Annotated in this window: 7 protein-coding genes and 2 pseudogenes; 3 read left to right on the top strand and 6 right to left on the bottom strand. The window is 75.0% G+C overall.

The features are described from left to right. The 3 genes and pseudogenes from CRM73_RS16720 to CRM73_RS16730 form a co-directional block, all read right to left on the bottom strand. Positions 1 to 545, bottom strand: a pseudogene (locus CRM73_RS16720) (GAF domain-containing protein); the annotation flags it as partial. Positions 546 to 702: 157 nt separating this feature from the next. Then, positions 703 to 2,100, bottom strand: a complete 1,398-nt coding sequence (locus CRM73_RS16725; protein ID WP_229588581.1) for a dicarboxylate/amino acid:cation symporter — start codon at positions 2,098 to 2,100, stop codon at positions 703 to 705. 73 nt (positions 2,101 to 2,173) lie between these two features. Then, positions 2,174 to 3,910, bottom strand: a complete 1,737-nt coding sequence (locus CRM73_RS16730) for a DUF885 domain-containing protein (RefSeq protein ID WP_176475350.1) — start codon at positions 3,908 to 3,910, stop codon at positions 2,174 to 2,176. A 41-nt stretch (positions 3,911 to 3,951) separates the two neighbouring features. Here CRM73_RS16730 and CRM73_RS16735 point away from each other — a divergent pair, with 41 nt between their 5' ends. Continuing rightward, positions 3,952 to 5,205 carry a CynX/NimT family MFS transporter gene (locus tag CRM73_RS16735; protein ID WP_095651399.1) on the top strand — a complete coding sequence of 418 codons (1,254 nt, stop codon included), beginning with the start codon at positions 3,952 to 3,954 and terminating at the stop codon, positions 5,203 to 5,205. A 47-nt stretch (positions 5,206 to 5,252) separates the two neighbouring features. On the opposite strand, the gene CRM73_RS16740 is transcribed toward CRM73_RS16735, so the two are convergent. The 3 genes from CRM73_RS16740 to CRM73_RS16750 form a co-directional block, all read right to left on the bottom strand. Then, on the bottom strand, positions 5,253 to 5,483 hold the full coding sequence (locus CRM73_RS16740; protein WP_095651400.1) for an acyl-CoA carboxylase subunit epsilon: 231 nt from the start codon (positions 5,481 to 5,483) through the stop codon (positions 5,253 to 5,255). Beyond that, a complete protein-coding gene (locus CRM73_RS16745; protein WP_017833849.1) occupies positions 5,480 to 7,063 on the bottom strand; it encodes an acyl-CoA carboxylase subunit beta in 1,584 nt (527 codons plus the stop codon). The genes CRM73_RS16740 and CRM73_RS16745 overlap by 4 nt, the downstream gene beginning before the upstream one ends. A gap of 158 nt (positions 7,064 to 7,221) precedes the next feature. Then, positions 7,222 to 7,524, bottom strand: a complete 303-nt coding sequence (locus CRM73_RS16750) for a YciI family protein (RefSeq protein ID WP_035926444.1) — start codon at positions 7,522 to 7,524, stop codon at positions 7,222 to 7,224. An 88-nt stretch (positions 7,525 to 7,612) separates the two neighbouring features. On the opposite strand from CRM73_RS16750, the gene CRM73_RS16755 reads away from it, so the two are divergent. Further along, positions 7,613 to 8,608: a biotin--[acetyl-CoA-carboxylase] ligase gene (locus CRM73_RS16755; protein ID WP_095651401.1), complete on the top strand. Its 996-nt coding sequence runs from the start codon at positions 7,613 to 7,615 to the stop codon at positions 8,606 to 8,608. A gap of 2 nt (positions 8,609 to 8,610) precedes the next feature. Then, positions 8,611 to 9,028, top strand: a pseudogene (locus CRM73_RS16760) (hypothetical protein); the annotation flags it as partial.

Genomic DNA, 9,028 nt, shown 5'->3' on the forward strand with positions numbered 1-9,028 from the left:
GCGCGCACCGCCGCGCCGACCAGCGCCCGGGTGGCGGGGGCCGCGGCGGCGTCCCCGCCCGTCAGGTCCACCGCCCCCAGCAGCGCCCCCGTGACGGGGTGCAGCAGCGGGGCGGCCGTGCAGGTCCAGGGCCGGGCCTCGGGGTAGAAGTGCTGCTCGCGGTGCACGGTCACGGGCCGGCGCAGGACCAGGGCGGTGCCCGGGGCGTTGGTGCCCACGGCCGGCTCGGACCAGTCGGCGCCCTCGACGAAGCCCATGGACTCGGCCCGCCGCCGGGTCGCGGCGCTGCCCCGGACCTGCAGGATCACGCCGCCGGGGTCCGTGACGGCCACGACCAGGCCGGTGTCCTCGGCCAGCGGGGTGAGCAGCTCGTCGAGCACGGGCATCAGCAGGCGCAGCGGGGAGCGGGCCTCCCGGACGTCGGGGCCGTCCAGCACGACCCGCGGGGTGCAGCGCTCGGGCGCCGAGAGGTGGTCCAGCGACCGGGCCCAGGACAGTCGCAGCAGCGGGTCCGTCGTCGTCGGTCCGTCCGCCGGTGCGCCCACGCGCCGCCTCCTGTCCCGTGCTGTGACCCAGCTCTCATGCCCGTCCCAGGGTAGCCCGTGACGCGTCCAGGAACAGCGAGGGGCGGGGAACTGCCGGAATGCGTCGAGCATTCTCGCAGTTCCCCGCCCCTCGCGGTGGGGACGGCGGCGCCGGGGCTCAGCGGACCCCGGTCGCCGCGGCCTCCTCGGGAGCGGCGTCCTCGGGGGCGACGTCCTCGGGTGTGAAGGGGTCGCCGGAGCGCGGGGCGTCGTAGAGCTCCCGGTCCAGCAGCCCCTCGCGGTGGGCGACGATCGTGGGCACCAGGGCCTGGCCCGCCACGTTGAGCGCGGTGCGGCCCATGTCGATGATCGGGTCCACGGCCAGCAGGAGGCCCACGCCGTCGAGCGGCAGGCCCAGCGTGGACAGCGTCAGGGTGAGCATCACGGTGGCGCCCGTGGTGCCGGCGGTCGCCGCGGAGCCCAGCACGGACACGAGCGCGATGAGCACGTAGTGCGTGACGTCCAGCTCGATCCCGTAGAACTGCGCGACGAACAGGGCGGCGATCGCGGGGTAGACCGCGGCGCAGCCGTCCATCTTGGTGGTGGCCCCGAGCGGCACGGCGAAGGATGCGTAGGCGCGGGGCACGCCGAGGCTGCGCTCGGTGACGCGCTGCGTCAGGGGCATGGTGCCGACCGAGGAGCGGGAGACGAAGCCCAGCTGCACGGCCGGCCACACGCCGGAGAAGTACTGCCGGACGGAGAGCCCGTGCGCCTTGACCAGGGCCGGGTAGACCACGAACGCCACGACCAGCAGGCCGGCGTAGACGGTGGCGACGAACGCCAGGAGCCCGCCCATCGAGGTCCAGCCGTACTCGAACACGGCCCGGCCGATGAGCCCGAGGGTGCCCAGCGGGGCGAGGCGGATGATCCACCAGACCACCTTCTGCACCACGGCGAGCGCGGCCCGGACCACGGCCAGGAAGGGCTCGGCGGGGGCGCCCACCTTGAGCGCCGCGATGCCGACGGCGGCCGACACCACGAGCACCTGCAGCACGTTGAAGCCGAGGGAGGTCTGGACGGTCTCCGGGTCCACCACGGAGGAGGAGACCTGCAGGCCCAGGAAGTTGGCGGGGACCAGGCCGGTGAGGAAGCCCAGCCACGAGCCCTGCGTCCCGGTGTACGCCTCGGCGGGCGCGGCCGCGCCGCTGCCGGCGCCGGGCTGGACGACCAGGCCGAGCACCAGGCCGACCGTCACGGCGATCAGGGCGGTGATCCCGAACCACAGCAGCGTCTTCCACGCGAGCCGGGCGGCGTTGGAGACCTCTCGCAGGTTGGCGATCGAGGAGATCACCGCGGTCACGATGAGCGGGACCACGGCGGCCTTGAGCAGGCTGACGTAGCTGGTGCCGATGGTGTCCAGGGCGGTCATCAGCCAGTTGGGGTCCGTGTCGGGGTCGCCGCCCAGGGCGTCGGCCACGGTGCCCAGGACCACGCCCAGGAGGAGGGCGAGCACGATCTGCGGGCCGAAGGAGGTCATCCACCGGGGCAGCCGTCGAGTGCTTTCTGCGGAAATCATGTGGCCACGATAGGGCGCGGAAATATACAACACCGAATGACGGTGACGAAATGTGACGCGGGAATGACGGAGGTCACAGGGCGAGCGCGTACCGCAGGGTGTCCAGGCCCACCGAGCCGACCCGCAGCGCGCGGGTGTGGAAGTCCTTGAGCAGGAACTCCGGGCCCGCCGCGGCGCGGGCCGCCTCCCGCGCCTGCTCCCACAGCTGCTGGCCCACCTTGTAGGACGGCGCCTGCCCGGGCCAGCCCATGTAGCGCATCCACTCGAAGCGCAGCATCGGGTCCGCCATCACGATGTTCGAGCGCAGGAACTGCCAGCCGTCCTCGGGCGTCCAGACCTCGCCGGGGCGGGCCCCGCCGAGGGCGTCCCCGAGCTCCGCGGGGATCCGGTAGCCGCAGTGGAAGCCGACGTCGAACACCACCCGCGCCGCCCGCAGCCGCTGGGCGTCCAGCATCCCCATCCGGTCCCCGGGGTCCTGCAGGTGGCCCAGCTCGTCCATGAGCCGCTCGGCGTACAGCGCCCAGCCCTCCCCGTGGCCCGAGACCCACACGCCCATCCGCCGCCACCGGTTGAGCTCGCCCGAGTTGGCGAGCGCGGTGGAGAACTGCAGGTGGTGGCCGGGGACGCCCTCGTGGTAGACGGTCGTGGTCTCCTCCCACGTGGTGAAGCTCCGGGTGCCCTCGGGCACGGACCACCACATGCGCCCGGGGCGGGAGAAGTCGGCGCTGGGCATCGAGTACCAGATCCCGCCGTCGTGGGTCGGGGCGATGCGGCACTCGAGCCGGCGCATGGGGCCGGTGAGCTCGAAGTGCGTGTCCGCGAGGGCGTCCACGGCGGCGTCGGAGAGGTCCTGCATCCACGCCTGCAGCGCGTCGGTGCCGTGCAGCTGCCGCGCCGGGTCCGCGTCCAGGGCCGCCATGGCCTCGGCGACCGTGGCGCCGGGGGCGATCCGGCGGGCGAGCTGCTCCTGCTCCGCCACGATCGTGCGCAGCTGCTCCACGCCCCACGCGTAGACCGTGGCCGGGTCCAGGACGGCGCCCAGGAACTCCTGCAGGCGCAGCGTGTACACGTCCGGTCCCACCGCGTCCGTGCGGGGCGCGTCCGCGGCGAGCTCCCTGCCCAGCACGGCGGCGAGGCCCCGGTAGGCGCGCCGCGCCGCCTCGGCCGCCTCCCCGACCTGCTGCCGCAGCGCCTCGGGGACGCGGGGGCTGCGCGCCAGCCGGTCGAAGAAGCCGTGGCGCGCCGCGTAGCCGGTGCACTGCCGGGCGGCGTTGCGCAGCTGCGCCGCGGAGGCCGAGCGGCCGAGGGAGCGGGCGTGCCGCAGGCCCAGGAGGTAGGAGTCCACGGCGGCGGGCACGGCGCGCAGCCGGCCGGCGAGGTGCGCCCAGTCCTCGGCGGTGCTCCGGGGCAGGTCGTCGAAGACCTCCCGGATCTCCTGCACCGGGGAGGAGATGTTGTTGACCTCCCAGCCCCGCAGCCCCTCCTCGTGCAGGAGCAGGTCCAGGCCCAGGCGCTCGCGCAGGGCGTGGCCGGTGATCCGGTCGACGTCGTCGACCGGGGCCGCGCGCTCGAGCTCCGCCAGCGTCCGGCGGGCGGCGTCGGCGTGGGCCTCCAGGCCCTCGGGCCCGAAGTCGCGGTACTCGGTCTCGTGCCCGGGAAAGCCGTGCACGGTGGCCTGGGCCGGGTCCAGCTCCATGGCGCGCGCGAACCAGCGCTCGGCCACGGCGTCCACGTCCGTGGGCTCGCGCCGCCCCGTGCCGAGGGGCGCGGGGCCGGCGCCGGTCAGGGGGTCGGGCCGTTGATCGGTCATGCACGTCACAGTAGCGCCGGGCGCTCCCTAGACTGCGGAGCATGTCCGCTCCTGCGCCGCGCGCGAACTCCGCGCCCCCCGCGACCGTCCCGGCCGGGCCCTCGGGGACCGCCGGGACCGGGCCCGCCCTGCTCGTGGTGGTCGCGGGGGTGGTGGGCGCCCTGCACGTGTGGAAGCTGGCCCCGGCGCTGCCCGTGCTCTCCGCCGAGCTCGGCCTGAGCCTGGTGCAGGGCGGGTTCCTGCTCTCCACCGTGCAGGTGGCCGGCATGCTGCTGGGCGTGGTGGTGGGTCTGTCCGGGGACCGGATCGGCCTGCGCCGGGGCCTGGTGCTCGGGCTGGGCCTGCTCACCGCCGGCTCCGTGACGGGACTGCTCTCCACGGGGTACGGCCCGCTGCTGGGCTCCCGGGTGCTGGAGGGCGTGGGGTTCATGCTCGTGTCGATCTGCGCCCCGGCCCTGATCCGGCGCACCGTGGCCCCGGCCCGGGTGTCCCTGCTGGTGGGGCTGTGGGGCTGCCACATCCCGGTCGCCGCGGCCCTCTCCCTGCTCCTCGGCGGGCTGCTCAGCGAGGCCCTCGGCTGGCGCACCTGGTGGGCGGCCGCCGCGGCCGGCTCCGCGCTCCTGGGCGTGCTGGTGCTCGCCGTGCTCCCGCCGGACCCGGCCCACACGGTGGTGCACGGGGTGCGGCAGCGCCTCGGGCTGACCCTGCGCGCACCGGGGCCGTGGCTCGTGGCCGCGGTCTTCGGTCTCTACACCGCCCAGTGGAACGGGGTGGTGCAGTTCCTGCCCTCCATGTACGCCGAGGCCGGGATCGCGGCGGGCGCCGCCGCGGGGCTCAGCGCGCTCGCCGCGGGGGTCAACGTGGTGGGCAACCTGGGCGCGGGCCGGGCCCTGCATCGCGGGGTGCGCCCCGTGGTGCTGTGGTGCACGGGCTTCGCCGTGCTGGGCCTGGCCGCCGTGGTCGCGTTCGGGATCGCCCCGCTGCTGGACGAGGGCGTGCGCTTCGGCGCCCGGTACGGCGCGGTCCTGGTGTTCTCCGCGGTGGGGGGAGTGGTGCCGACCACGGCGATCGCCAGCCTCATGCGCGTCGCGCCCACCCCCACCACGGTGGCCACCACGCTGGGCCTGGGCCAGCAGTTCAACGCCCTGGGCCAGTTCGCCGGCCCGCCCGCGGTCGCCTCGGTCGCGCAGGCGACCGGCTCCTGGGACCTGACGTGGGCGGTGACGGCGGTGCTCGCCCTGGCGGGCATCGCGGTGGCGCTCGTCGTCTCCCGGCGGATCCCCCGGGAGCCGTGACCGGGCGCCACCCGGGTCACGGCGTGCGGGTCACTCCTCCGGCCCGGTCACTCCTCCGGCCGGGTCCGCCGCCACGCGCCGCGGCCCGGGCGCAGCTTCAGGCCCAGCCGCATCCGGCGGAACTGGTCCCGGCGCCCCGGGGAGCCCTTCGCGTCGTCCTCGCCCGCGTGCCGGCGCGCGAGCAGGACGGCCGTGACGGCGGCGACCTCCTCCGGCGTGGGGCTGCCGGCCGTGAAGCGCAGGGACGGGGTGCCCTCGGCGGGCTGACGGGGGGTCACAGCGGGATGTTCCCGTGCTTCTTGGTGGGCATCGACGCCCGCTTGTCGCGCAGGGCCCGCAGGGCCTTGAGCACCTGCACCCGGGTCTCGGACGGGGAGATCACCGCGTCCACGTAGCCCAGCTCGGCGGCCTGGTAGGGGTTGAGCAGGCTCTCCTCGTACTTGCGCACCAGCTCGGCGCGCAGCGCCTCGACGTCCTCGTCGTTGTCCGCGGCGGCCTTGAGGTCCCGGCGGTAGAGGATCTCCACGGCGCCCTGGGCGCCCATCACACCGATCTGCGCGGTGGGCCAGGCCAGGTTGACGTCCGCGCCGAGCTTCTTGGAGCCCATCACGATGTAGGCCCCGCCATAGGCCTTGCGGGTGATCAGGGTGACCAGCGGGACGGTCGCCTCGGCGTAGGCGTAGAGCAGCTTGGCGCCGCGCCGGATGATGCCGTTGAACTCCTGATCGGTGCCGGGCAGGAACCCGGGCACGTCCACGAGGGTGAGGATCGGGACGTTGAACGCGTCGCAGTGGCGCACGAACCGGGCCGCCTTCTCGGAGGCCGCGATGTCCAGGGTGCCGGCGAACTGCATGGGCTGGTTCGCCACGACGCCCACGGTGTGCCCCTCGACCCGGGCGTAGCCGATCATCACGTTGGGGGCGTAGAGGGCCTGCATCTCCAGGAAGTGCCCGTCGTCGACGATCGCCTCGACCACCGCGCGCATGTCGTAGGGCTGGTTCGCGGAGTCGGGGACCAGCACGTCCAGGGCGAGGTCCTGGTCGGTGACCTCGTCCTCCTGGTCGTGGTCCACCAGGGGTGCCTCCTGCAGGTTGTTCGCCGGCAGGAACTCGAGCAGCTCGTGCACGAAGTCCAGCGCGTCCTGCTCGTCCTCGGCGAGGTACGTGGCCGTGCCGGTCGTCGCGTTGTGCTGGCGCGCCCCGCCCAGCGTCTCCATGTCCACCGTCTCGCCCGTGACCGTCTTGATGACGTCCGGTCCGGTGATGAACATGTGCGAGGTCTTGTCGACCATCACGATGTAGTCGGTCAGGGCGGGGGAGTAGGCCGCCCCGCCCGCGCACGGGCCCATGATCAGCGAGATCTGCGGGACCACCCCGGAGGAGCGGACGTTCATGTTGAAGATGTCCGCAAACATGGCCAGGGAGGCCACGCCCTCCTGGATCCGTGCCCCGCCGCCGTCGTTGATCCCGATGACCGGGCAGCCGTTGCGCAGGGCGAACTTCTGGACCTTGACGATCTTCTCCCCGTTGACCTGGGACAGCGACCCGCCGAAGACCGCGAAGTCCTGGGAGTAGACCGCCACCAGGCGCCCGTCCACCGTGCCGTAGCCGCTGACCACGCCGTCGCCGGGCAGCTTCTTCGACGCCATCCCGAAGGCGGTCGAGCGGTGGGTCGCGAGGGCGTCGAACTCCACGAACGAGTCCTCGTCCAGGAGCATCTCCACGCGCTCGCGGGCGGTGTTCTTCCCGCGGGCGTGCTGCTTCTCGACCGCCGCCTGCCCCGCGGGCACCTCGGAGCGGGCCCTGCGGTCGTGGAAGTCGGCGATCTTGCCGGCGGTGGTCGTCAGGTCGTGGGTCACAGGCACCTCGTGGTCTGGTACGCGGCCGGCCCGGCGGGCCGATCGGTCCGGTCCGGGGTGGTCAGGGGACCTGCTCACTCTAGTCCGCGGCCGCGGGGGCCTCCGTTGTAGAACTCCTACAAAATCCGTGCCCGGGTCCGGGGGACACGGGACGGTGCTCAGCCGACGCTGCCGAGGACCACCTTCCAGGGGCGGACGGTCCGCTCGGTGACCACCCCGTGGCGCACCAGCGGGTCCTCGTCGGTGAGCCGCTCGACCGCCCCGGCGTCCTCGGCGGCGAAGACCAGCAGCGCGCCGGGCGCGCCGTCGTCGTCGAAGGGACCGGACGCGAGCAGGTGCCCCTGCTCCACGAGCCCGCCGAGGTACTGGCGGTGCTCCGGCCGGCGCGCGGCCAGGACGTCGGCGGGCCCGCCGTAGACGTAGGTGACGGCGAAGGTCGTGCGGTTCTCGGCTGCGCTCACGGTGGCTCTCCCGGGGGTCGTGCCGCGGCCCCGCCCGGCCGGACGGGACCGTCCAGCCGGTTCCCGGGGAACGGGGCTACTACTGTGGATGTGGTCCGAACACTACGCGGACGGCGCCCGGCCGGACAGCACCGACCGCCCCGGCCCGTGCGGACCCGCCCGTGACGACCGGCCCCTGACGACCGACCCGAGGAGCACCGTGCCCGACCCCTGCGCCGCCGACCTGCGCGAGCCCGCCCTGCTCGCGGCCCTGGCGGACCTCGGCCTGGGGCGGATCGACGTCCTCGACGAGGTCGGCTCCACGAACGAGCACCTGACGGCCGCCGTCACCCGGCAGGCGCGCGGGCCCCGCCCGGACCGGCCGTGGACCGACCTGTCCCTCGTGCTCACCGGCCACCAGAGCGCCGGGCGCGGCCGGCTGGACCGGGTGTGGACCACCGAGCCCGGCACCGCGCTGACCTTCAGCCTCCTGCTGCGCCCGGCGGACGCGCGCGGCCGCCCGCTGCCCACCCAGCACTTCCCGTGGCTGACCCTGCTGATGGCCGCGGCCGTCGTCGACGCCCTGGACGGGCTCGCGGCGGCCGGCGCGCGGATCAAGTGGCCCAACGACGTCCTGGTGGACGGACGCAAGACGGCCGGGCTGCTCGCAGGCCTCGTGCTGGACGCGCAGCACCCGCCGGCGGTGGTCCTGGGCACGGGCATCAACGTCGCCCAGGAGGAGCTGCCCGTGGACACGGCCACGTCCGTCCGGCGCGCCACCGGCCGCGAGGTCGAGCGCGCCGCCGTCCTGCGGGCCGTGCTGGGCGCGTTCGTCCCCGTCTACCGGCAGTTCTGCGCGGACCCGGAGGCCGCCGTGCGCCCGGACGGGCCGCTGCGCGCCCGGATCACCGAGCGGATGGAGACCATCGGACGCCCGGTGCGCGCCGAGCTGCCCGGCGGGGCCGCCCCCGTCACGGGCACCGCGACGGGCCTCGGCGAGCACGGGGGCCTGCTCGTGCGCGAGGACGGCGGCGCCGAGCGCGAGGTGACGGCGGGCGACGTGGTGCACCTGCGCCCGGCCCCGGACGCCCCCGGGACGGCCTGAGCGTGCCCGCCCGTCCCGCCCTGCAGCCCGGGGAGCGCGTGCTCGTGTCCACACGGGCCCACGGCGCCCGGCTGACCCGGCCCTTCCTGGTGCTGCTGCTCACGGTGTTCGCGCTCTCCTTCGCCCAGCGGGCCCTCGAGCTGCGCTGGCGCCCCGTGGCGGAGCCGTGGACCACGGTGCACGCCGGGGTGGAGCTCACCCTGCTCGTCGCGGCCGGCTGGGTGGTGCTCCGCAGCTGCCTGCGCCCGCTGGTGCGGTGGTGGCGCACCCGCTACGTGCTCACCACCCGCCACCTCGTGCTGCTGCGCCCCGGCGGGGCCCGCAGGACCGTGTCGCTGCCCCTGCAGCAGCTGCGCCGGGTCTCGGTGGAGCGCCGGCGCGGTCCGGCCCTGGGCCGGCACGACGGGCGCGTCGTGGCGG

The sequence above is a fragment of the Kocuria sp. CCUG 69068 genome (genome assembly GCF_020833785.1).
In the GTDB taxonomy this organism is placed as follows: Bacteria; Actinomycetota; Actinomycetes; order Actinomycetales; family Micrococcaceae; genus Kocuria; species Kocuria rosea.

Bases quoted from the DNA above. Each gene is read 5' to 3' on its own strand.
- CRM73_RS16725 (WP_229588581.1), bottom strand. From the start codon at position 2,100: ATGATTTCCGCAGAAAGCACTCGACGGCTGCCCCGGTGGATGACCTCC.
- CRM73_RS16730 (WP_176475350.1), bottom strand. From the start codon at position 3,910: ATGACCGATCAACGGCCCGACCCCCTGACCGGCGCCGGCCCCGCGCCC.
- CRM73_RS16735 (WP_095651399.1), top strand. From the start codon at position 3,952: ATGTCCGCTCCTGCGCCGCGCGCGAACTCCGCGCCCCCCGCGACCGTC.
- CRM73_RS16755 (WP_095651401.1), top strand. From the start codon at position 7,613: ATGTGGTCCGAACACTACGCGGACGGCGCCCGGCCGGACAGCACCGAC.